Origin of the sequence: Aquiflexum sp. TKW24L, from assembly GCF_023502205.1 — a bacterium.
Classification (GTDB): Bacteria; Bacteroidota; Bacteroidia; order Cytophagales; family Cyclobacteriaceae; genus Cognataquiflexum.
Map to the genome: position 1 here is coordinate 98,836 of NZ_JAMFLG010000009.1, position 22,638 is coordinate 121,473.

At 39.8% G+C, this 22,638-nt stretch carries 21 protein-coding genes; 6 read left to right on the forward strand and 15 right to left on the reverse strand.

Features of this window, described 5'->3' with window-relative positions:
- Positions 1–17: 17 nt before the first annotated feature.
- Complete coding sequence (locus tag M3O96_RS08350) at positions 18–1,373, forward strand: M24 family metallopeptidase (RefSeq protein ID WP_249719884.1); 1,356 nt, start codon at positions 18–20, stop codon at positions 1,371–1,373.
- A gap of 11 nt (positions 1,374–1,384) precedes the next feature.
- Here M3O96_RS08350 and M3O96_RS08355 read toward each other — a convergent pair whose 3' ends face one another.
- The 15 genes from M3O96_RS08355 to mltG all read right to left on the reverse strand — a co-directional run bounded on the left by M3O96_RS08355 (position 1,385) and on the right by mltG (position 17,044).
- Positions 1,385–2,101, reverse strand: coding sequence for a lysoplasmalogenase family protein (locus M3O96_RS08355; RefSeq protein WP_249719885.1), 717 nt, complete (start codon positions 2,099–2,101; stop codon positions 1,385–1,387).
- A gap of 181 nt (positions 2,102–2,282) precedes the next feature.
- On the reverse strand, positions 2,283–3,464 hold the full coding sequence (locus M3O96_RS08360; RefSeq protein ID WP_249719886.1) for an MFS transporter: 1,182 nt from the start codon (positions 3,462–3,464) through the stop codon (positions 2,283–2,285).
- A gap of 73 nt (positions 3,465–3,537) precedes the next feature.
- Positions 3,538–4,639, reverse strand: a protein-coding gene (gene prfB / locus M3O96_RS08365) for a peptide chain release factor 2 (RefSeq protein WP_249719887.1) whose coding sequence is annotated in 2 segments (ribosomal slippage) — positions 3,538–4,578 and positions 4,580–4,639 — 1,101 coding nt in all. Because the reading frame shifts where the segments join, the coding sequence is not laid out codon by codon here.
- 60 nt (positions 4,640–4,699) lie between these two features.
- A complete protein-coding gene (locus M3O96_RS08370) occupies positions 4,700–5,224 on the reverse strand; it encodes a hypothetical protein (RefSeq protein ID WP_249719888.1) in 525 nt (174 codons plus the stop codon).
- A 414-nt stretch (positions 5,225–5,638) separates the two neighbouring features.
- A complete protein-coding gene (locus tag M3O96_RS08375; protein ID WP_249719889.1) occupies positions 5,639–6,706 on the reverse strand; it encodes a branched-chain amino acid aminotransferase in 1,068 nt (355 codons plus the stop codon).
- 4 nt (positions 6,707–6,710) lie between these two features.
- Complete coding sequence (locus M3O96_RS08380; protein WP_249719890.1) at positions 6,711–7,259, reverse strand: cob(I)yrinic acid a,c-diamide adenosyltransferase; 549 nt, start codon at positions 7,257–7,259, stop codon at positions 6,711–6,713.
- 78 nt (positions 7,260–7,337) lie between these two features.
- The gene (locus M3O96_RS08385; RefSeq protein ID WP_283773969.1) at positions 7,338–8,060 is read right to left on the reverse strand and encodes an ABC transporter ATP-binding protein; all 723 of its coding nucleotides are present in this window, start codon (positions 8,058–8,060) and stop codon (positions 7,338–7,340) included.
- Positions 8,061–8,140: 80 nt separating this feature from the next.
- A complete protein-coding gene (locus M3O96_RS08390) occupies positions 8,141–10,912 on the reverse strand; it encodes a tetratricopeptide repeat protein (protein ID WP_249719891.1) in 2,772 nt (923 codons plus the stop codon).
- A gap of 38 nt (positions 10,913–10,950) precedes the next feature.
- Positions 10,951–11,238, reverse strand: a complete 288-nt coding sequence (gene gatC / locus M3O96_RS08395; RefSeq protein ID WP_249719892.1) for an Asp-tRNA(Asn)/Glu-tRNA(Gln) amidotransferase subunit GatC — start codon at positions 11,236–11,238, stop codon at positions 10,951–10,953.
- The gene (locus M3O96_RS08400) at positions 11,235–11,831 is read right to left on the reverse strand and encodes a lysophospholipid acyltransferase family protein (RefSeq protein ID WP_349630839.1); all 597 of its coding nucleotides are present in this window, start codon (positions 11,829–11,831) and stop codon (positions 11,235–11,237) included. The genes gatC and M3O96_RS08400 overlap by 4 nt, the downstream gene beginning before the upstream one ends.
- Positions 11,832–12,002: 171 nt before the next feature.
- Positions 12,003–12,374 (reverse strand): globin domain-containing protein, encoded by a 372-nt coding sequence (locus M3O96_RS08405; RefSeq protein ID WP_249719894.1) that lies wholly within the window; start codon positions 12,372–12,374, stop codon positions 12,003–12,005.
- A 70-nt stretch (positions 12,375–12,444) separates the two neighbouring features.
- Positions 12,445–14,541, reverse strand: a complete 2,097-nt coding sequence (gene pta, locus M3O96_RS08410; protein ID WP_249719895.1) for a phosphate acetyltransferase — start codon at positions 14,539–14,541, stop codon at positions 12,445–12,447.
- Between the two features lie 85 nt (positions 14,542–14,626).
- Entirely contained in the window at positions 14,627–15,580 is a 954-nt protein-coding gene (locus M3O96_RS08415) for a YihY/virulence factor BrkB family protein (protein ID WP_249719896.1), read from the reverse strand.
- A gap of 11 nt (positions 15,581–15,591) precedes the next feature.
- A complete protein-coding gene (locus tag M3O96_RS08420) occupies positions 15,592–15,999 on the reverse strand; it encodes an acyl-CoA thioesterase (RefSeq protein ID WP_249719897.1) in 408 nt (135 codons plus the stop codon).
- A 1-nt stretch (position 16,000) separates the two neighbouring features.
- A complete protein-coding gene (gene mltG / locus M3O96_RS08425; RefSeq protein ID WP_249719898.1) occupies positions 16,001–17,044 on the reverse strand; it encodes an endolytic transglycosylase MltG in 1,044 nt (347 codons plus the stop codon).
- A 75-nt stretch (positions 17,045–17,119) separates the two neighbouring features.
- Between mltG and M3O96_RS08430 the strand changes: the two genes are divergently transcribed.
- The 5 genes from M3O96_RS08430 (at position 17,120) to M3O96_RS08450 (ending at position 22,596) form a co-directional block, all read left to right on the forward strand.
- Positions 17,120–17,539 carry a (deoxy)nucleoside triphosphate pyrophosphohydrolase gene (locus tag M3O96_RS08430; protein ID WP_249719899.1) on the forward strand — a complete coding sequence of 140 codons (420 nt, stop codon included), beginning with the start codon at positions 17,120–17,122 and terminating at the stop codon, positions 17,537–17,539.
- A gap of 14 nt (positions 17,540–17,553) precedes the next feature.
- Positions 17,554–18,183: an L-threonylcarbamoyladenylate synthase gene (locus tag M3O96_RS08435; RefSeq protein WP_249719934.1), complete on the forward strand. Its 630-nt coding sequence runs from the start codon at positions 17,554–17,556 to the stop codon at positions 18,181–18,183.
- 81 nt (positions 18,184–18,264) lie between these two features.
- Positions 18,265–18,897: a WbqC family protein gene (locus M3O96_RS08440; RefSeq protein ID WP_249719900.1), complete on the forward strand. Its 633-nt coding sequence runs from the start codon at positions 18,265–18,267 to the stop codon at positions 18,895–18,897.
- 82 nt (positions 18,898–18,979) lie between these two features.
- Positions 18,980–21,505: an ATP-dependent Clp protease ATP-binding subunit gene (locus tag M3O96_RS08445; RefSeq protein ID WP_249719901.1), complete on the forward strand. Its 2,526-nt coding sequence runs from the start codon at positions 18,980–18,982 to the stop codon at positions 21,503–21,505.
- A gap of 149 nt (positions 21,506–21,654) precedes the next feature.
- Complete coding sequence (locus M3O96_RS08450) at positions 21,655–22,596, forward strand: hypothetical protein (RefSeq protein ID WP_249719902.1); 942 nt, start codon at positions 21,655–21,657, stop codon at positions 22,594–22,596.
- Positions 22,597–22,638: the final 42 nt, after the last annotated feature.

Consider the following 22,638-nt stretch of genomic DNA (forward strand, 5'->3'; position numbering starts at 1 on the left):
TAAATTTGGAAACTGATATGAGAAAATTATTACTTGCATTTATTTTATTTGCTGGATTCATTGGAGTCCTTTCAGCGCAAACACCACATATTTTATCCCAAAGAGAACAGGCAGCTGTAATAGACTCTTGGTTGGAGGAACGAATCCAAACGCTTTTGCCCGCGCTGATGGACAGGTCAGATATCGATATGTGGGTAATCATATCGAGGGAGTACAATGAAGACCCTGTGATTAAGACTTTTTTGCCTGCCACATGGCATGCAGCAAGAAGAAGAACGATGTTGGTGTTGTACAAAGCGCCAGGTTCGGCCACTGTCGAAACCTATGCGGTAGCGAGATATGATGTCGGTAAATCTTTCAAAAAAGCTTGGGATCCCGATACACAACCTGACCAATGGAAGCGACTTTCAGAATTGATCGTGGAGAAAAACCCTAAAAAAATCGGATTGAATATTGCCAAGGATTTTGGGCATGCAGATGGGCTTAATGTGACCGAATACAATACCCTTAAGTCATATCTCCCTGAAAATTTCCAAAGCAAAATCACCTCTGCACAAAATCTTGCTGTTGGATGGTTGGAAACTCGTACTCCTTCCGAAATGGCAACCTATCGCCACCTCCAGACTATCGCCAATGACATCATTGCAGATGGGCTATCAGAAGAAGTGATTACGCCGGGTGTCACCACTACTGATGATGTGGTGTGGTGGTACAGAGAAAGAATCAAAGCACTTAAATTGGATACGTGGTTTCACCCTTCGGTCGATATCCAAAGGGCAGATCCTGCATCACAGGGTCAGTTGAGGTCTTTCGCTGTCAAAGCAGATTCCGAGGTAATTATGCCAGGTGACATGCTTCACATAGATTTTGGTATTTCTTACCTAAGGTTGAATACCGATACCCAGCAGCTTGCCTATGTATTGAAACTAGGAGAAAATGAGGTCCCTCAATACCTCAAAGATGCCATGAAAGTCGGCAATGGACTTCAGGATATTCTTACTTCAAATTTTGTAACTGGGCGTACAGGAAATCAAATTCTTAAAGAAACCAGAAAAGGCATGGATGCCCAAGGGATCAAAGGCAGTATTTATTCTCATCCACTTGGCATTCATGGCCATGCGTCAGGTCCAACCATCGGAATGTGGGACAACCAAGGAGATACTCCGGGCGCAGGTGATTATCCTTTGTATCCAAATACTGTTTATGCAATTGAGCTCAATGCTGTTGTTTTTCTAAAGGAATGGAATAAAGAGCTGAGAGTGCAATTGGAAGAAGGTGCCTATTTTGACGGAGAAAAAGTAACTTACTTAAATGGAAGGCAGGTCGAAATCATGCCGATTCCAAGGAAAAACGGATTTTTGGACAATCCATAAGTTTGCTTAAATTATGATTTGACCGGAATCTCTTCGTTGGTTATTTCATCGATTTGGGTCAGAATCCCAAAACTGCAAAGGTAATGACCGCCGGAATAAAAAATAATAGCGATTGCGTATCTGATTTTATTGGTTGCGAACAGGTCAAAACCAGTAAGTGAAGCGCTTAGGATAAACAAAAAAGCTCCTATTGCTACTAGTACAAAACTTTTCCTGCTGACAAAAAACCTCCTGTTGATGGCCATAACAAAAGTACTGATCCCAAAAAAGGAATATAATAATCCTGGCAGAAAAAACTCATTGGTATATTCCAACACAATAGCTGCATAAATCCCCAAAACAAGAAATGCGAGTAATTCAGGCCATCTTTTTGAAAGAGATGGCCTTATACTTTGTTCTGAAAATTGCGTGGATAAATAAAACAAAAGTCCATAGCTGGTCTGGGCCACAATGAAAGTGCAGATTCCTATAGTTTTGAACAGACTTTCTTCAATATCAAGAAGCATCAAAAAATCTCCTGTAAAGGAAAAGATTGTAGCTACTATCATCAAAGTCATTAAAGCATGAGGATTTTTTTTGAACTTCATCAAAAGTCCAAAAATCAAAATTGGAAGTGTCGATAGATTAAATAGAAAGAACCCAACCTTTAAATCCAAGAGAAGAAAGGCAATAGCCAATACTACGGTTGAGATATAAATGACAGTAAACTTGGTGTTCCAGACTAACATTTAGAGAATCAATTGATAATCGAATCTAAAAATAATCTTTAAAAACAAAATAAAATATTTTAATTGCAAAAAAAGTTGTTAAAAAATTTTAATAATTCATATTAAACCAATTAATTTAACTTTTTGATAAAAATTTTATGAAATTGGTAATTTTTACTTTTTTGATTATAATATTACTGGGTTATGCACTGAACGTGGTTTTTTTTTGGGTATTTCTCAAGAAAAGCAGTATAACAAATGCGATTAATGAAAATATACCAGCTATCGAAAAAACCAATGGGAAATTGCCTGATTTGTTGGCATACACATAGCCTGATACCAAAGCTCCAACGCCAATTCCTGATTCCAAGGCGATATACATGGTTGCCAATGCCCTACCCCTAAACTGATCCAAAGAAAGGTCTATTGTCCATGCTGAGATAGTCGGGGAATTCATACCAACCGATGCACCGAAAATTACTCCACCAAAAAGAAACATGGCTTTTGATTCTGCAAATCCGATCAGAAACATTGATACTCCCATAGAAAGGCAGGCCACCAGCATCACAGGGATTCTGCCATATTTGTCAGAAGCCCTGCCCGCTATGATTCTGATTCCTAATGAAGAAAGCGTGAATACAGCAAAGAAAAGCCCTTTGTTCAAAATTCCTAAATGCTCTGAAAAATCCGGAACGATCGTAAGTACGGCCCCGAATGAAAAAACTGTCAGAAATAAAACAAGAGAAGGAGCCAAAACTCTTTTTTCTATCAATTCATCCCGCTTCAATTTCAATAACCTTGGATGGAATTTTTCAGGCTGTGAGACAGTCTCCTTCAATCTGATCAAAATCAGAATCGAAAGAATGGCTGTAAAAGCAGACGTATAAAAAAGAGGCTGAATCCCCCAAATAGAACCGATATATCCACCCGTAGCCGGACCCGCAGCCATTCCTAACGAACCAAACAAGGATTGGATTCCCATTGCTTCACCTCTTCTGGTAAATGGAACAATATCCGCAACATAGGCTGAAATACCTGTTGGAGTGAAGCCTGTTGAGAATCCATGCATAAACCGCAAAAAAAGAAATCCTGCTACCGAAGTAATAATAGGATAGGCTAAGCTGGCGATGATACATACAACAGCACCAAAAACCATCACCGGAATCCGTCCGATTTTGTCTGCCAACTTACCGCTAAAAGGTCTAGAAAGTCCTGCTGAAAGTGTAAATAAAGCAATGATCAACCCTTTATAATCCTCCCCACCCAACGAACTCAAATAGGAGGGAAGCTCCGGAATGATCATGTTGAAGCTGGAAAAAAACAAAAATGAACTCAAGCAGAGGAGAAAATAATCCAATGTAAAGAATGGAGGTAAAAATCTCATGAAGGAGTTATGTTAGAAATAAAACAATCCTGATCCAGAACCTGTCTGAATCAGGATTGTCAAGTTAAAAAGGTCAATCTTGGCTGGCTTCTTCTTCGCTTTGTGCAAGTAAAAATGCCTTAATAAACTCATTGATATTCCCATCAAGTACACTTTGGGTATCTGATGTTTCGTAGCCGGTTCTGGCGTCTTTTACCAATTTGTAAGGATGGAGGACGTAATTTCTAATCTGAGAACCAAAGTCAATCCTCAGTTTACCTGATTCTACTTTAGCCCGCTCTGCATTCCTCTTCTCCATCTCCATCTGATAAAGCCTAGACTTCAACATCTGCATGGCTTTTTCTCTATTAGCAAGCTGAGAACGCTCAATCTGACAGACTACCACGATTCCTGTTGGTTTGTGGGTCAGCTGGACCTTGGTTTCGACCTTGTTTACATTCTGTCCACCTGCACCACCTGAGCGTGATGTATGTAGCTCAACATCTGCAGGATTGATGTCAATCTCAATGGTATCATCTACCTCGGGATAGGCATATACTGAAGCAAATGAAGTATGTCTTCTTCCATTACTATCAAAAGGCGAAATCCTAACCAAACGGTGAACACCGATCTCAGATTTTAGGAAGCCATATGCCAAAGGACCTTCAAATTCCAAGGTACAGGATTTGATTCCGGCTACTTCACCTTCCTGCAAATCCACTTCACGAACTTTATACCCATTTTTTTCGCCCCACATGATATACATTCTCATCAAGATCGAAGCCCAATCGTTACTTTCAGTTCCGCCGGCTCCGGGGTTGATTTCAAGCACTGCATTGAGTTGGTCCTCCTCGCTGCTGAGCATTTTTTTGAGTTCGAGGTCTTCCACCTCTCCCAAAACTTCTTTGTATTCGGATTTCATTTCCTCTTCGGAAACTTCATCTGAAGAATAAAAGTCGAACAATACTTCGAGATCCTGAAGGCTGGTTTCCAATTTCTCAAAAGGGGAGGTCCAAGTTTTTTTGGCTTGGATTTGCTTCATTATTTTCTCCGCTTCTTCGGAATCATTCCAGAAACCGGCCTGTGATGAAACAGCCTCTAAATCTTCTATTTCTGCTTTCTTCTTATCGTAGTCAAAGATACCTCCTCAAAGCCGAAACGCGGGCTCTCAAGTCTTTCAACTGGTCTGATGTCATAATTTATTTAGTTTTTGAGGTGCAAAAGTCGTAAAAAATCCCCGGTTTACCTATTCGGATTCAATCTCCATACAGAATAATAAGCTGTATTTTATTGTCACCTTTGTGTTTGAACTCTTTATACTTGAGTTTGGATATCACATATCCTCCTGCCAAAAGCCCGACTGGCAAAGCCCAAGAATCTTCCAATTGTTTTAAGTCTCCTTGATGATAAAGGCTGTTGACAGTATTGACAAGAAGAAAAATAACTCCTGCACCCATGCTCAGGTAGGAAAGATTTCTAATCGTATGGTTTCTTGGGTCCTTGTTGCGGATATCGACCACGGTGATTTCCTTAGGTTGGAGCACATTTTCAGAAAGGACGATGATGTCTGTTTTGATATCGACGATCACATCAGTGACATAATAATCAAACTTGGTGGACTTGTACGTTATTTCCTCACCGATCTGAAATCGGAGGGCAGTTTTGGTATTAGAACCCTTTTGAAGAAGGATAAATTTTTGGGAATAGGAATGATTGGCCAATGAAAACCAAAGTATCAGGGCAATGAGGGATACTTTGGATTTGAAAAAGGTTCTTTTCATGCAATCGGCCTTATTGGTGCTATTAGTTAAAACGGAATTCTCGGAAAGATTTCTATTCTCAAATAGAAGATTTTAGGCTAATATAAGGAAATGAGTGTAATTATGAATTTAACTTATTTCCATTCATCACGGAGCTTTTGCTGAATTTTTACAGGATCTTCAGCCAGATTGATTATTCCTGAAAATTTTGATGCTTCAAATCCTTTTTTCTTTTTACTGGTAATAGTCAGGGTTTTTTGCATTTCCTCCTTCGTAGAACCCTTTTTGATAATTATTACCAGATGATTTAAATTTTATATAGAGATAATTTAAACGATGAAATTCCTGATGTCCTTCTATCAAGGATTGTTTTTGATTTCAAAAAAAACCAACCATAGGTGGTTTTCAAAATTATGATTCAATTTCAAATCTCTTTTACAATTTGATAATCCAACCACGTTTGTCTTCTTTTTTGCCATACTTGATTTCATCGAGGGTTTTTTGGACCTGATGGGAGAAGGCATAGGATGGCTTTTCTGGAAGGATATAATCCTGTCCATGGATATTAATTTTGAAAATATGTGCAATCGTTGCTGCAGTTCCTGTTCCAAAAGCGTCCTGAAGTTTTCCTTCTACAAGGGCTTTCTCCAATTCGGTCACACTCAAAAAACGCTCCTCTACAGGATATCCCATTTCTTTTGCAATGGACAAGACAGAATCTCTGGTGATTCCTTTCAGGATAGTCCCGGTGTGGGTCGGTGCTGTGATGATGGTGTCATTGATCATAAACATGACATTCATGGTACCACTTTCTTCGATGAATTGATGGGATTTGCCATCTGTCCAAAGCAATTGGTCGTAGCCTTCTTTTTGGGCCAAAAGAGCTGGATACAGCGAGCCTGCATAGTTGCCCGCAGCTTTTGCCTGTCCTGTACCCCCTTCAATGGCCCTGGTATATTTCTGCTCGACCTTTACTGCCACAGGCTTGGAATAATAGTTTCCAACAGGGCAGGTGAAGATCATAAACTTATATTTTTCTGATGGTCTGACACCGATATAGTCATCTGTAGCAAAAACAAATGGCCTGATATACAATGAATAACCGGGTTTATTTGGAATCCAAGCCCTGTCCAGATCCAACAGTGTCATCAATCCTTCCATAAAAATTTCTTCAGGAACTTCAGGAATACACATTCTTCTGGCGGATTCATTCAACCTTTTTTGGTTGGCATCTGCTCTGAAAAGTAAGATTTCACCTTCCTCATTTTTATAGGCTTTCATTCCTTCGAAAATAGATTGTCCATAATGAAGGGTGGCATTGGAAGGGCTGATGGCAAGTGGCGCGTATGGCTCAATGCGGAGGTCTGTCCATTCGCCATCAATAAAATCAGCCACAAACATGTGGTCACTGATCGTTTTGCCGAAAACCAAGTTGTCAAAATCCGTCTCTTTAAGCCTGGATTTAGCAGTTTTGGTGATATCTATCTGTAATGCTGTTTTCATGGTATTAGATTCTAGGCTTCCAAGTAACCTCCTCAACTCCTAACTCTTGGGCTATTAACCTTCCCAAAACAAAAAGATAATCAGAAAGCCGGTTTAAATATTTTACGATTATTTCATCTACATGCTCTATTTCCATCAGGTCAATGACGCAGCGCTCAGTTCTCCTACACACTGTCCTTGCAACGTGGCAAAAAGATACAGTTTGGTGTCCTCCCGGCAAAATAAAATGCCTCAATTCGGGAAGTTGCAATTCCATTTCATCTATTTCCTTTTCCAGCAGTTCCAAGTCTTCGTCATGAAGATCAGGCTTTTTGATGTTTTCTTTTCCCGGCTCTGAAGCTAGGGTCGCACCGATTGTAAAAAGCCTGTCTTGGATTTCTTTGAGAAGAGACTCTCTTTTTTGGTTGATTTCCTGATCCCGGAGCAAACCGATGAAACTGTTCAGTTCATCTACGGTGCCATAGGCATCAATTCTCAATTCTGCTTTTGAAACCCTCCGGCCTCCCAACAATGAGGTTTTTCCCGTATCTCCGGTTTTGGTATATATTTTCATGGGGCAAAATCGTATTTAGTAGGCCTTTGACAATCAAGCCACAAAAATAACAGAAAGAATTTAGAAAGCTTTACGAAATTACTCAGAAACCAACATCGAAATTCCCCTAGCAGGATTTGGATTAACAGTGTCTGATTCTACAAGCCCATCTCTCAATCGAATAATCCTATGGGCATAATGGGCGATGTCGTCTTCGTGAGTTACCATGATAATGGTATTACCTTTTTGGTGGAGCTCGTGGAAAAGCTCCATAATTCCATATGAAGTTTTGGAATCCAGGTTACCGGTAGGTTCATCGGCCAAGATGATGCTTGGGTTATTGACCAAGGCACGGGCTATGGCTACCCTTTGTCTTTGACCACCAGAAAGCTCGTTGGGTTTGTGACTTACACGGTCAGCAAGTTCCACATTTTTGAGTGCCTGGAATGCCATGTCTCGCCTATCTGATTTGTTATAACCGGCATAGATCAATGGTAGGGCAACATTATCAAGACAAGTGGCCCTAGGAAGGAGGTTAAAAGTCTGGAATACAAATCCGATTTCTTTGTTTCTGATTTCGGCAAGATCATTTTCAGTCATGTCGCTGACGTCTTTTCCATTGAGGACATATGAACCGGTAGTGGGGGAATCCAAACAACCGATGATATTCATCAAGGTGGATTTTCCGGAACCTGAGGGACCCATAAAAGCTACATATTCGCCTTTGTTTATTGTGATCGTTATGGATTTCAGTGCTTCCACTATTTCCGCACCCATTTTATAGGTCTTACTGATTCCGGTTGTTTCAATTATCTTAGCCATGGGTAGTTGGTTTAAAAGTCTTAAATTAAAGTAAAAGATTTAGAGCTAAAAACTTTACTTTAAGAAAACGACAAAAGGTGCTATAAGTTTGCTAATTGTAGTTTTTCAATTTGGGAAATTGTCAGCCAACCTTGCATCTCCACGAGTGCATTGCTCGCATAGCTGTCGAGTCCCAGTTTCCTGCTTTGCTTTACATATTGGATCCACAGCATCGGATCTTTGGAAAACTGGATGGCATCCTGAAGGATTTCATATTTTTTCAGGTCATCTGTTTCGGCATTTACTTTTTTCAATACCAAAGGAACCCAATAAGCATTTCGGCCTAAATCCAGATCTTGTTTGATCAGTGCTTGGGTTTTTTCTGTCAATTCAGTTTTTTCTTCTTTGGTCACAAATGAATACCAAGAGTCCAGATCTTCTGAGGACCATACATCTCCCAAGTTTTGAAGCAGAATATTCTTGACTTTCGAGAATTCTGAATCATCCAACCAATGCATTTTATGCAAGAGTATTTTGAAAGCATATTCTGCTTGGAAGTTTAGGTCCTGTATTTCCTCGAGATTTTTCATAAAATCAGAAGGCATCGCACGATGCAACTTTGCTGATTTATCAAAATAAGCTGTCTTGGAGTTTTCTACCAATTCCCCGTTTTCATCCCAAACCATCCAATCAGGAAACGGAACATTGAATTTTTGATGGATAAATTGAGCTTCTTCAGGCTTTCCACCAAAATGAAGAATTGCAAGATGGATAGGTTGAAAGTTCTGAAAACCCCTTTCCTCAGCCACCAAAATATCCACAGACGATTTCTCAAAATCCAATTCTCCATATAGAATTTTTGCAGAAATGGAATGGTAATAACCTGCGGCATTGGGAAGAGCCATTGCAGTTCCGTTGAGGTATTTCAGCGATTCGTTGATATACGATTCTTGGAGTGTCCTCAATATCCTCGTATCGCGAAGATTCATTTCTTCAATACTTACCTGCGCTTTGGCTACAAGGGAATCAATGATGGGTAGGTCCGAGGCCAACGGCGCCGTAACCTTATTGGTCCACTGGTTACGGAGAAGGGCTGTTTTCAATGAATAATTTTCAGGGAGGTTATCGGTGCTCAATATAAATGGAGCAAAATTCCCTTTCTTGTTTTCGAAAACAAGGTAGTTGATTTTGAAAATCTGATCTTCCGGAATCGACGTCACCTCTTCCTGTTCAACCTGATGTTTGACTTTTAATGCAAGAAGATTGGACTGAAGGACAGGATTTTGGTCAGTAATTTTCTCCATCATCGAAATGGCTTCGGTAGGCTTATTCAGTTTGGAATAAAGCAATGAAAGATTATTGGCCAAATATGGGTTGTCAGGAAAGTAACTCAGTCCTCTTTCAAGGTAAAAAACAGCATCGAAGATTTTTTCCTGTTCATGAAGCTTGGAACTGAGTAAAAGTGTATTGATAACAGAGGGCGAATTGTCAAAAACCTGATATAGATTTTCCATGCCCAAGTTGGTTTGGTTTAGGGAAAATCTCAGGTGAGAGGCTGTATTCTTTGCCTTGTCATTTTTTCTGTATTGGATCCAAGAGCTTTCAAACAAGATGGCAGCCTCTAGTGGACGGTCTGTTTGGTAATAATATTCTGCATTGATATTAGAACTGCCCGAGGCCAACTGTACTCCGATGATTCCATCTGCATAGATTACCAAAACCACCACTGCCATGATTGCTCCGATTCTCATGTGGAAATAAGCAAAAAACTGTGGCTTGAAAATTATTTTCTCTAAGTCCTTTCCTGAGTTAAGAATCTCTGAAAAGTTTGCCATCAGATACAAATAGAACAACAAACTGAAAGCAACCTGACCGTAGATGAAAATATGGTTGAAAAACTCAATCATCGGTTGGTTGTCCTTGAAGATTACCCAACCCCATGTGAATGTTGTCAGCGCGTATCCGATCCAAAAGAATGATTTTCCAATATCCGAATGCTTATAAACCTGATCAGTTTGTTGGATTTTGTATTGCAAAACAAAATATCCGATAAGCCCGCCGATCAGCATCAAGATGACGGGCGGAAGAATAGGGAAAGGCAAATCAACTTCTCCTGTAATGTCCAAAAACGAAAAGAAAACTAAAAAGAAGTAGATCAGAAAAATGAAAAGGATATGCCATGTGATTTTGATCCCCGTTCCTTTGTTTAATTTGATCAATAGAATAGAGCTTCCGGAAATGAACGCATGACCGATGTGCAATAAGAAGATAACAGATATGACTGCTGCAGGAAAAGCGCTGTTTTCACCCAACCATAGCCAAGGAGAAGGAATGTCCGATACCACAGTCAAAAGGTAAAGTGTGGCAGATCCTGAAAAAAGGATGACAAAAAACCTACCCAATATCCCCCATGATGTTGCAAAAAAGGACAATCCGATCAATGGAATCAGGATTCCGGCCATCAATCCTATCAAGGGATAATTGGTTGATATACCACCAATGTTTAGCCCATTGATACCACTGAATGCGAGTAAAAATATCACCAAAGCCGTCGCCGCAGTGAAGTAAAGCTTTTTGAGGGTACTGATAAGGGCAAGTCCCAAGCTGAAAAGAAGCCATACCAAGCCGCCAAAAAGTAGAGAAAGATTGGGAAACGTCAACGCAGGGAGGGATTCGAAATTTTGGAACAAAAGAAAATTATCCATTTCAATCTTGACCAATTCTCCCCCCACTTGGACCAGTTTGACCGGAACGGAAACGGCTTCCGAAAATATTCCGGGAAGGACCGGCATGATACCCCTTTCCCAGAAGAAACTACTGAACAATAGGAAAAGGCCTCCGATCACTGATAGTGATATGGGAAGGCCTTTCATTACAATATTTGATATATTTTGATTGTTTTTTGCCGGCATTATTCGAGCACCTTTGGAACCCTGAAGTAATCCGAATCCCGTTGCGGGGCATTGAGCAATCCTGCCTCATGAGAAAGGTGCTCTCCGACGACGTCTTCTCTCATGACATTGACTTCAGATGACATCGTGGTAATTGGTTCGATTCCTGTCGTATCTACCTCGTTGAGTTGCTCCACCCAATCAAGGATCTGGGTCATGTCTTTTTGGATTTTTTCTGCTCCTATTTCATCAAACTCAAGCCTGGCTAGGTGAGAGATTTTCTTTACGGTATTTAAATCAATTTTCATAAAGTCTTAATTATTGTTTTCTCAGTATCCAAGAGGTGATTGTCTTCCCAAAGTTGGTCCTGAATTGTACTATAACATTTATTTCTGATACTCGCGATGTCCTTAGAATTCATCCCAAGGGTTTCGATCGGGGAGTGGATTACGATTTTACCTTTCTTAAAATTTAATAAGAGCCTCCCGTCATCGGGCAAAATTAAATGATTAAATGATAAAGTGACAGGAATCAAAGGTATTTGTTTGTCTATAGCAAGACTAAATGCCCCATCCTTAAACTTATTCAAATGAGGAGGCAAGCCTGTGGTAATTCCTCCTTCCGGAAAAATCACAATGCTGCTTCCTTTGGAAATGGCATTTTTTGCTCTGATCAAAACTTCGCTTCTACTCTTTAGGCTTGATCTATTGACTGCGATATGCAGTTTTTTGAAGTAATACCCGAAAAGCGGAACTTTCCTGATGGAGCTTTTGCCGATATACACTACATCTCCGGGAATAAATCCCATCATGGCAATGTCTAGGTAAGAAAAATGGTTGGCTGCAAAAATATAGGGTCGGCCTTTTTTTATATTCCCTTTCCCTACTACTTTGATCTGCATAAAAATTAGTAAGAAGAAAAGGTTTGCCCAAAATTGATTGACTCTTCGCCCGTATTTCTCCCAATTTGGAATCCAGATACAAATCAAAAAAAGAGGAAATAGCAATAGAAATGTCAGAATGAAGATCAAAAAAGCATAAATGGAATATATCCTCTTAAGTACAATCATGGCTTATTGATTGATCATATGGTTGGCTGCTTTGACAAAATATGATTGAATAGCTTCTTTGACTTCTGTTTCCATGGTTATTTGATCGATTGCTGTTAGCATGCAATTCAGCCAAGAGTTTCTCATAGCACCATCTATTGGCCATTGGAAATGTCTTTTTCTAAGCATGGGGTGACCCCGCAGCTCAAGGTAAGTGTGCGGTCCGCCAAATACATGGATCAGGAACAAAAATAATCTTTCTTCTGCTGGTGCCAAATCTTCGGGATAGAGTTTTCTCAAGTCCTGCGTTTTTTCCACATTCTTGTAAAAGTGGTTTACCAGCAATTTAATTTTTTCTTGACCAAGGGATTCGTAGATGGATTGTGGGGAATTCATATGGAAACATAATAAAAATGGTTTGAGAACCGAAAAAATCAATTCCCAAACCAAAAATAATAATTGAATACTATTCCTGAGCTTGTATTGCGGTGATTACAACAGTATTGAAAACGTCATCTACAGTGCAGCCACGGCTGAGGTCGTTGACGGGTTTGTTGAGACCTTGGAGCATCGGTCCGATGGCGACCGCACCTGTTTCTCTTTGGACTGCTTTATAGGTATTGTTTCCTGTGTTTAGATCAGGGAAAATCAGCACAGAAGCATTTCCTGCCACTTCCGAATTCGGCATTTTTTGGCGGCCTGTCACCGGATCCACAGCTGCATCATATTGGATTGGGCCTTCGACTTTGATGTCAGGTCTTTTTGATTTGACGATTTCGGTGGCTTTACGGACTTTTTCTACATCTTCTCCTGTGCCGGATTCGCCGGATGAATAAGACAGCATGGCAACACGTGGTTCTATACCAAATCTCTTACTTGTATCTGCGGAGGAAATAGCGATTTCAGCCAATTCTTCAGAACTCGGGTTGATATTGATGGCACAATCTCCAAAAACAGTTACCCGATCCGGAAGGCACATAAAGAATACGGAGGATACCAATGAAATTCCCGGCTTAGTTTTGATAAACTGAAGGGCAGGACGGATGGTATGGGCGGTGGTATGTATAGCTCCGGAAACCATCCCGTCGGCATGGCCTTTATAAACCATCATCGTTCCGTAATAAGCACCATCCGTCATCAGGTCTTTGGCCACTTCCAAAGGCATTTTTTTTCCTTTTCTCAATTCAAAAAAAGTATTGGCGTAATCTTCAAAATAGAAGGATTCCTGAGGATTGATGATCTGACAATTATCTTTGGTGAGGCTTAACCCCAGTCTACTGATACTTGCAATGATTTCTTGGACGTCTCCAAGCAGCGTAATTTTTACTACTTTTTGTTTTATGAGTCTGTCAGCGGCTTTCAAAATCCTTTCGTCTTTTCCCTCCGGCAATACGATGTGTTTCTTTTTGTTTTTGGCCCATTTAACGAGCTGAAACTGAAACATTCTTGGAGTCATTCCTACGCCGACAAAATTGATCATCTCTTTCTCAAGAGCATCAGTATCAATGTATTTTCTAAAGGTATTGATGGCTCCCAAAATTTTATCAGGAGTGTCAGGACTGATTTTGGAGTGGATGGCTGCCACTTTGGTTGCTGCATAGAAGGATGGATCGTCCACTCTCAAAATTGGCACATTCACATCCGAACCCTCTATCAACTTGATGACTGATTCACCGATTTCAAAACCACCTGTGACTACGATTCCGGCAATTCTTGGAAAATTTTGGGAATGGTTGGCTTGTAAAGATGCCAAAATGATATCAGCCCTATCGCCAGGAGTGACTATCAGGACATTTTTTCTAATATGCTTAAGAAAATTCGACACCTGCATAGCTCCGAAGATGAAATGGTCGGCTGGATTGGAAAGAAAATTTTCTCCAAAAAGGACCTCAGCCCCGAGGTGGTCTTTGACTTCCCTCATCGATGGACTTTTCAATTCCTGAATTTTGGGAATCACTGCAAGGATTAATTCCTTTCCCAAATGGTCCTGAAGGGCCCTTTTTATTTCTTTTCTTTCTCCCTCCTCCACTTTATTGATGACTACAGCGAGCACCTTTACTTTTCTTTGGAGAAAATTATTCAGAGTGACAACTGCAGAAGAGACCACTTGGGCAACGGACTTGCCATCTCCTGACAACACTATAATCACAGGTGAGCCAAGGTTTTTTGCAATTGCTACATTGGCATCAAATTCAAATGCAGTGCCCTCTCCCAAAAAATCACTTCCTTCAATAATTGTGAAATCATACTCCTCTTCCAATACTTTGTATTTGGTGATAATGGTATCTATAATTTCGCCTTGCAATCCTGCTTCAATCATCTGATTGGCCTGCTCCCTGGTATAGCCATAGGACTTTTCGTATTGGATCGGGAGATTAAAATGTTTTATAAGGGTTTCAAAATGTTGGTCTTTTTTGACTTCAGGATTGTTGTTGATGATAGGTTTGAAGTAACCTATTTTATGTGCTTTGGAAAGCAGCATATCTACTAAACCAAGGGCCACTATTGATTTGCCGCTAAATGGTTGTGTGGTGGCTATAAAAATACTTTTATTGGTGTCCATAGAAAACGTTTTTTAAAACTTAACAAAATTAGAAGGCGAAAAGGACTCCAAACTTGATGAATATGTTATTTTTTCATGATTAATATCATGATTTTTCTTCTTTTAATATCCTTGTGACTAGGTGTCTCCCGGCGGCTTTGTCCAAACTGACGTTGATTTCAAAACTAACCAGTATAATAAGTGAAGTGATAAACAACCACAACATTACGGCAATCATTGCCCCAATTGACCCATAGAGTTTGTTGTATGTGGCAAAATTATTCAGGTAGAAGGAGAATAAATAAAAACCGCATGTGATCAAAATGCCCCCCGTAAGTGATCCTGTCGAAAAAAACTTCCATTTGTCATGCACCGCGGGTGCAAACCTGAATATGAATGCTGTGGCGATCAAGAAAACAGATAACAATACCAAGAACCTAAAGAAAGTCAGCATGTATATGTATAGGTTGCTCGATACCAAGTCCCATTCGGAGATCCGATAAAGGATACTTCCTCCCAAAATCATGATCAAAACCGCCCCGCATATCGACAATACCAAAAGCAACACAATACCGACTGAGATCAATCTTGTCATCCAAAATGACCTGTTCTCCTTTGTTCGGTATACAGCATTGAATGCATTCATCATTGAGACCACGCCATTGGTAGAAAGGAATAAGGCAAGAAAAAAGCCGAGTGACAATAAGCTTTGTCTTGGTTTGCTGACGATATCCATGATGGTAGCTTCGGCTTCTTGATAGACACTCGATGGGATAAATTCTGCAATGAAAAGAAGGATGTTTTGGGTAGTCACATTTGGGAAAAATAATCCCACATATGGGATCATATTCAACAAAAAAAGCAATAGCGGAAACATGGCTACTGTAAAACTGAATGCCATTGCGCCGGCCCTCTCGGTAATTTCATCTTTCCTCATTTGGAAAATAAAAATTCTGCCTACATCGTAAAGATTCTGATCAGGATTTCCAAAGTGAAATTTTCTGAGAATCTTAGCTTGTCTCGTAAATCTAATCGACAGTAAACGGATCCTCTTCTTCACTTAAAAATGGATTACTGGTAGTATGGACGTAATAAATCTAGTAAATAATGGGATGGTCTGCAGGGTTTGTGGCTTTCTTTTTTCAGAAATGTCAAAGTAGTCCAACCTTTTGTAATTAATTCTTCAGATTCATTGAATACCTCATATTCAAACTTTATTCTAACCCCAGGCATTTCGGGGATAGTGGTTTTGATAGTCAGAAGCTCATCATATTTTCCGGGTTTGATAAACTGGGAATGAAGGTCCAAGACCGGCATGATGATCCCATCATCTTCCATCTGCTTGTAGGAAAATCCCGCATCTCGGAGTGCTTCCACTCTTGCCACTTCAAAGTACATGGCATAGTTTCCATAATAAACATATCCCATTTGATCTGTTTCTGCATACCTTACCCTTACTTTGGTTTCTGCTTGGAACATGTCAGTATATTTTTGATTTATTTAACGCTGCCTGATACCTGCGGGCATTGATCATGTGTGTGTTATAGTCCTTTGCAAAGGCATGATAACCTGAAAAATCCTCTTTGGCACAGAAATAAATGTAGTCGTGATCTTCGTAATTTAGGACCGCTTCGAGCGCTGATATTTCTGGTAGGTTAATAGGACCGGGAGGAAGTCCTGTATACTTGTAAGTATTATAAGGACTGTCAATTTCTTTATGGACATTCAAAACCCTTTTCAGACTAAAATCTCCAACAGCAAAAACCAGTGTTGGGTCGGCCTGAAGCGCCATATTGATTCTTAACCTGTTCAAGTAGACACCGGCCACTTTGGGTCTTTCATCCGCTTTTTGTGTTTCGGCCTGTACAATCGATGCCAAAGTTGAGACCTCATACTGGGTCAATCCCAATTTTTGGGCTTTAGCCAATCTCGCCTCGGTCCAGAAATTCCCATATTCTTTATACATCCTGTCAAAAAGCTTTTCGGCACTCGTGTTCCACCAGAATTCATAGGTATTGGGAATAAACATTCCCATGATGGTTTCTTCTTTGAATCCGAATTTCCAGATATAGACTGAATCCATGATCAAATCCATGAATTCGTCTTGGCTTGTTTCTAAGTTTTTGGTGATTTTCTCTGCCAAGTCTTCTTTTGTTCTGACATTGTTGAAAGTTAACTTGACAGGAGTCTGTCGTCCTGACCTGAGGAGCTTGATGAGATTGAGGTTGTTGGTTTTTGCCGGAATGGTATATAATCCGGGTTTTACAGCATCCTGATAACCAAGTACTTTTGCCACAAAACTGAAGGTAATCAGGTCGTGGATCACATTGTTTTGATATAGGCTGTCAGATACCATCTGGAAAGTTGCATTGGTAGGGATTTTCAAAGAGTAGGAATCTTCTTTGTCCGTGAGGGCATTTGGGCTAAAAAATGCCTGGTAAAAATAAAATGACAAGGAAGTGACAAGCACCGAGAAAGTGATCACTGCAATGAGGTAATACTTTGTTTTATTGTCTTTGAACATATAATTTGACGGCAATAACAGAATAATCGCAAAAATAGAGATTTTTGTTCAAGGGCTGGCAATTCCTTTATACCTATGGCAAAAACCATTCGAGTGACTTGTGCAATTATCATGAAAGAAGGAAAAATCCTTGCTGCCCAAAGAAGTGAAAAAATGGACTTGCCGCTGAAATGGGAATTTCCCGGAGGAAAAATAGAACAAAATGAATCTCCTGATGCATGTTTGATCAGGGAAATTAAAGAAGAACTCAACATTGAAATTAGCATAGAAAAGACTTTCAGAAGCAATGTCCATTCATACAAGGAGGATAAGCAAATTGAACTTATTCCCTTTCTTTGTGGCTATATGAAGGGACAATTGGTTGCCAAAGAGCATCAACAGATCCAATGGATCGAGCCAAAAAATCTTATCAAGCTTGATTGGGCTGAGGCCGATGTACCGATTGTGATCGAATTCATCGAATGGTTTAAAGAAAACCATCAAACAAACTATTGAAAATTAAAGCTGCCATGGCTGCCGAATTTATAAAACTATATCCTGAGAATCCCGACCCAAGGAAAATCCAGAAAATCGTCGATATTCTTCTTGATGGAGGGGTAATTATTTATCCCACGGACACGGTTTATGGGATGGGCTGCAATATCCATAACCTCCGGGCCGTAGAAAGGATCGCTCAAATCAAAGGCATTAAAGTGAAAAAACACAACTTTTCCTTTATCTGCTATGACCTGAGCAATATCTCTGAATATACACGTGCCTTGAGTACACCTGTATTCAAGATGATGAAAAAAGCTTTGCCAGGACCATTTACATTTATATTGGAAGCCAACAATGCAGTTCCCAAAATTCTCAACAGTAACAAAAAGACTATAGGAATCAGGGTTCCCGACCACGCTATTCCAAGATTATTGGTCAAAGAATTAGGTTCTCCGATATTGACTACCTCTATCCGTGATGAAGATGACATTATAGAATACAGCACCGACCCAGAATTGATCTATGAAAAATTTAGGGATCTGGTGGACGTAGTTATAGATGGCGGCTATGGAAATAATGTTGCTTCTACTATATTGGACTGTACAGGTGACGACATTGAGCTCATCCGCCAAGGTTTGGGGTCCGTAGAGGACATAATGTGATTAAATTTCCGAAGCAAAATAATATTGATATCCTCATTTTAAATTTAATTTTGTAGGTAATCAAAATAAACCCTATTTCTATTGAGCCAAGCAAATTCCATAATCACTGATCTTTTTTATTTACCTCCTATCGAGTATTTTGTTGCGATCATAGATTTCGAGGAGATACAAGTTGACCAAAAGGAAAGGTATCAAAAGCAGACTTTTAGGAATAGGGCACAAGTATTATTGGCAAATAAGGTCGATATACTCTCAGTGCCGGTCATCGGAAGTAATAAAAAGCAGCTTTACTGGGACGTTAAAATCGATTATGGCCAAAAGTGGAAAAATGTCCATCTCAGAGGAATTCAAAGCGCTTATGGAAAGGCTCCTTTTTTTGAATATTTATATCCTTACTTTGACGAGGTATTTGATAAAAACCTGACGTTTTTGTTTGAGATGAATTTGGAGTTACTGACAGTTTGTCTGAAACTTCTCAAAATGAAAATAAGGTTAAATGTGGAGTCAAAAACTGAGTTTGCAACTGAATCAGTAGATATCCGTGGAATTATTCACCCTAGGCAAGGATTCTCCCAAAGGGACATCATGACACCCTGCTTTTACCCACAAATGTTTGGCTTAGACTTTGTTCCCAATATAAGTATAATTGATTTGCTGTTTTGTATGGGGCCAGATTCGAAAGAAGTCCTTCTGCAATCAAAAAAAAATCGTTGAACAATCTGCAAATAGATTGTGTTTTTAAAACAAATTCGGTAACATTATTACAGATTTAAAATAAAATTTAGAAAGGAAATACATGGAAGCAAAATTTTCAAACAGAGTCAAAGAGGTGATCTCTCTCAGTCGTGAAGAAGCATTGCGGCTGGGGCATGATTACATCGGTACAGAGCACCTCTTGCTGGGTATGATTCGAGAAGGAGAAGGAGTGGCTGTTTCCATATTGAAGAAGTTGGGGGTGCCTCTAGACGAACTTCGTAATTCTATCGAAAGGGCTGTAAAAGGTACTGCAACGCACAATGTAAAAAACCTTGCCAACATTCCACTGACAAGGCAATCTGAAAAGGTACTTAAAATCACCTACTTAGAAGCTAAAATATTCAAAAGCCAACTTATCGGAACTGAGCATTTATTACTTTCAATCCTTAGGGATGAAGACAATATTGCAACACAGATTCTTCATAAGTTTGATACCAATTATGATTCAGTCAAAGAGATGTTGGAATTTCAGACTGACTCGACTCCAAGGGCCAAGGCGGAAGCCGATGATCCTGACGACGATGGATCAAAGTTATTTGGATCTTCTTCAGGAAGCTCGTCTGCCGCAAAATCTACAGGAGAAAAATCAAGAACTCCTGTATTGGATAATTTTGGTCGGGACCTGACCAAAATGGCTGAAGATGATAAACTTGATCCGATTATAGGCAGAGAGAAAGAAATCGAAAGGGTTGCACAAATACTTTCAAGAAGAAAGAAAAACAACCCAATCTTAATCGGTGAGCCTGGTGTAGGGAAAACTGCAATTGCTGAAGGATTGGCATTGAGGATTGTTCAGAAAAAAGTGTCACGTGTATTGTTCAACAAGCGTGTGGTTACATTGGACCTTGCTTCATTGGTAGCAGGGACAAAATATAGAGGACAATTTGAAGAGAGAATGAAAGCCGTAATGAACGAGCTCGAAAAATCTCCAAGCGTAATCTTGTTTATTGATGAGCTTCATACAATAGTTGGTGCCGGTGGTGCCAGCGGATCTTTGGATGCTTCCAACATGTTCAAACCAGCTTTGGCAAGGGGAGAGATTCAATGTATCGGTGCTACCACTCTAGATGAGTATAGACAATATATTGAAAAAGATGGCGCGCTTGCAAGGAGATTCCAGATGGTAATGGTAGATGCTACCACGCCGGATGAGACCATCCAAATCCTCAACAATATCAAGGATAAGTACGAAGATCACCATAATGTAATCTATACACCTGAGGCAATTGAGGCTTGCGTGAAACTATCTGACAGGTATATTTCCGACAGATTCCTTCCTGACAAAGCAATCGATATACTTGATGAAGCAGGTGCAAGAGTCCACATCAATAACATCCACGTTCCGGAAGATATTTTGAGACTGGAAGATGAAGTGGAGAAAATTAAAGTGGAGAAAAACAGGGTTGTTAAAAGTCAAAAATATGAAGAGGCTGCCCAGTTGAGAGACAAGGAGAAGAAGCTTCTTGAGCAGCTCGAAAATGCCAAAGCAAAATGGGAAGAAGATAGCAAGACCAAGCGATACACAGTCGAGGAAGACAATGTCGCTGAAGTCATTGCCATGATGACCGGAATCCCTGCAAAGAGGATTGCACAGAATGAAGGTTTGAAACTCCTGAACATGAATGAGGAACTTCAGGCCAAAGTGATCGGTCAGGAAGAGGCCATCAAAAAGCTTTCAAAAGCCATTCAAAGAACAAGAGTCGGATTGAAAGATCCAAAAAAGCCGATAGGTTCATTCATCTTCCTAGGCCCTACAGGTGTCGGTAAAACTGAATTAGCGAAGATGTTAGCAAATTATCTTTTTGATAAAGATGATGCGCTGATTAGAATTGATATGTCTGAATACATGGAGAAATTCAGTGTTTCCCGACTTGTGGGAGCGCCTCCGGGATATGTAGGATATGAAGAAGGTGGACAGTTGACAGAGAAAGTAAGAAGGAAACCATATTCTGTCGTACTTCTCGACGAAATCGAGAAAGCCCATCCTGATGTATTTAACATCTTACTTCAAGTCCTAGATGATGGAATCCTTACCGACGGGCTTGGAAGACGGGTTGATTTCAGGAATACCATCATCATTATGACTTCCAATATCGGTGTAAGAGATCTAAAGGACTTTGGCGCAGGTATAGGTTTCGCCTCAAAAGCAAAATCCACAAGTATGGATGATGTGATGAAGTCTACCATTCAAAGTGCGCTCAGAAAAGCATTCAGTCCTGAATTCTTAAACAGATTGGACGATGTCGTTGTCTTTAATTCTCTTGATAAGGATCATATCCATAAAATCATAGATATCAGTTTGGGTAAATTGTTCAGAAGAATTACTGATTTGGGTTATGCCATTCAATTGACGGATAAAGCGAAAGATTTCTTAGCTGAAAAAGGTTATGACCAGCAGTATGGAGCAAGGCCTTTGAACCGGGCAATCCAGAGATATTTGGAAGATGCATTGGCTGAGGAAATACTCAAAGGAGAACTTTCGGAAGGTGATGTGATCATGGCGGATTACTCTGGAGAGGGTGAACAATTGACCATTACTGTCGATAAAAAAGAAAAAGCTGGTTAATTCAAACCAAGTGATAATAAAAAAATAGGCGGGCAAGAGATTGTCTGCCTATTTTTATTTTATTTGAATCCAAGTATATAACTGCTTTATTGACAGCACTTAATTAAAGTTTTTTTTACCTTTCGTCATTTATCCAACCTGTTTGCCCAATGAAATACCATTTTTACTTATTAATTCTTACTGCGCTACTTTTTTCATGTAAGGAGAAAGAATTACCGGAAATTAAACTAGAGGAAAAACTTCCATTCAAAACTGATTACAAAATCAGTGATTTGAAAGTATCTGAATTCTTCGAAAACAAAGCCGAATCCAAAGGGAAAGTCACACTAAAAGAGAGTTCAGGGTTAGCTTACAGCAAGTCGAATCCCGGGTTCCTTTGGACCATACAAGACAGAGGAAATAACAACAGCATCTACCTCATCGATGCCAATACAGGCGAAATTGTAACTGAGTATGAAATTAAAGGAGCCAAAAACAGGGACTGGGAATCTCTTGAACTCAGTACCGGACCTGAATCGGGTAAAAGCTATCTGTACATAGGAGACACAGGCGACAATAATGAAGAGTATAAGGATTATACAATCTACAGGTTTGAAGAGCCTAAGTTTGAAGAGACGCACCGCTCCAAAACAGTGGAGTTAGATATCCCAATAGATATCATCGATTTTGAATACCCAAATAAAAGCCATGATGTGGAGGCTCTGATGGTAGATCCGCTAACGAGAGATATTTTTTTAGTTACAAAGCGGGACTTGTTTTCCCATCTTTATGCCCTGACTTATCCTCAGGAGACAACTAAAAAAAACAAAGCAAAACTTCTAGGGACATTTTCCTTTACTATCGCCACAGCGGGAACAGTATCTGAAGATGGTAATGAGGTTTTGATCAAAACATATGATAGGATTTTTTATTGGAAGAGATCTGAAAACCAAACCTTTACTGAATTAATGGGGACAGTCCCAGCCTTGGCACCTTATGAAATAGAGGCACAGGGGGAGGCTGTTTGTTTTGATGAAAAAGGTGGATATTTCACTCTCAGCGAATGGAGTGGAGGTATAATTCCTGAATTGAAATATTACCGAAGAAAATAGCTTGGGATTGATCGATTCACCATTTTATTTTGGCTAAATGGA